The sequence below is a fragment of the Methanobacterium veterum genome (genome assembly GCF_000745485.1).
GTDB lineage: Archaea > Methanobacteriota > Methanobacteria > Methanobacteriales > Methanobacteriaceae > Methanobacterium_D > Methanobacterium_D veterum.
Genome location: NZ_JQJK01000001.1, coordinates 1 through 1,397, shown reverse-complemented (window position 1 = coordinate 1,397; position 1,397 = coordinate 1). Strand labels below are relative to the sequence as shown.

Sequence of the window (1,397 nt, the reverse complement as noted above, 5' to 3'; positions counted from 1 at the left end):
AATTTGTATGCGTTAAATCCTGATGGAACGCAAAAATGGAATTACACCGCAAAATTAGGTATAGGTTCGGATATAACCATTGGAAACGATGGTACAATATACTTTGGAAGTGGAGATAAAAATTTGTATGCGTTAAATCCTGATGGAACATTAAAATGGAATTTCACTGCTGAAGATATGACTTTTTTAGCCCCAGCTATTGGCAGTGATGGGACGATATATTTTGGAAATTGGGATACTCATTTGTACGCATTGAATCCTGATGGGACACAAAAATGGAATTACACAACTGGAGGTAGTATAACTTCAGCTCCTGCTATTGGCAGTGATGGGACGATATATTTCGGAAGTGGGGATAATAATACGTATGCTTTATACTATGACGGGACATTAAAATGGAAGTTCACCACAGGAAACAGGGTAGCTGTGTCTCCTGTTATTGGAAATGATGGAACCGTATACATAGGAAGTGATGACGGTAACTTGTACGCGTTGAATCCGGATGGAATATTAAAATGGAAGTACACTACTGGAGGAGAGATGGCTTCGGTTCCAATTATTGGAAATGATGGAACTTTATACTTTGGAAGTGACTTCGGAAGCGTAGTTGATGGTTATGAGGAATTGTATGCTTTAAACCCTAACGGCACACAAAAATGGAATTACACTGCTGGAAATGGGATGTCAGCATCTCTTGCTATCGGCAGCGATGGAACTTTATACTTTGGAAGTGTTGGTACTTTGTATGCCCTCCATGATAATGTGCTTGTAGCTGGTGTTGATCCTGCAGGCAACGCTGTGAACGTGCCGGCTGGTAAAGTAATCAAAATCACATTCACCAGCCCTATTAAAATGGGCAGCGGTCAAATAGAACTTAAAGACAGCAGTGGAAATACAGTACCATTTACAACAAGTATTAAAGGCAGTATATTAACTATAACTCCTGCAAACTCTTTAATCAGCGGTAAATACATTCTAACGCTGTATAATGATTGTGTAACTGACCTGGATGGAAATCATTTAGAACTTTACAGTACCAGTTTCACAGTTGACGCCGCCCCTCCAAACGTAAGTGCAAATCAAACCGGCGGTATATCCAACAGCAGTATTAAAGTAAAGTTATCAAGTGAGCCTGACGCAACAATTTACTATAAAATAAACGGCGGTTCGTGGGGTACTTTCACAGGCAGTGGGACAGTATCCATAAATGTTGAAGGAATTAACAGTTTGGAGTTTTATGCAGTAGATGCTGCTGGTAATCCTTCGCAGCATACTATATACATTTATACAATTGATAAAACTGCTCCAGCAGTATCAGCAACACCTTCAAGTGTTTCTTTGTCTAAAAATTCAATTAATGTTGCTATTTCGAGTGAATCTGATGCAGCTATTTACTA

Annotated in this window: 1 protein-coding gene; it reads left to right on the top strand. The window is 39.2% G+C overall.

Annotated features, from left to right (window positions below):
• Nucleotides 1–1,397: outer membrane protein assembly factor BamB family protein (locus tag EJ01_RS16845; RefSeq protein WP_157203577.1), on the top strand; the 1,397-nt coding region annotated here is incomplete at both ends.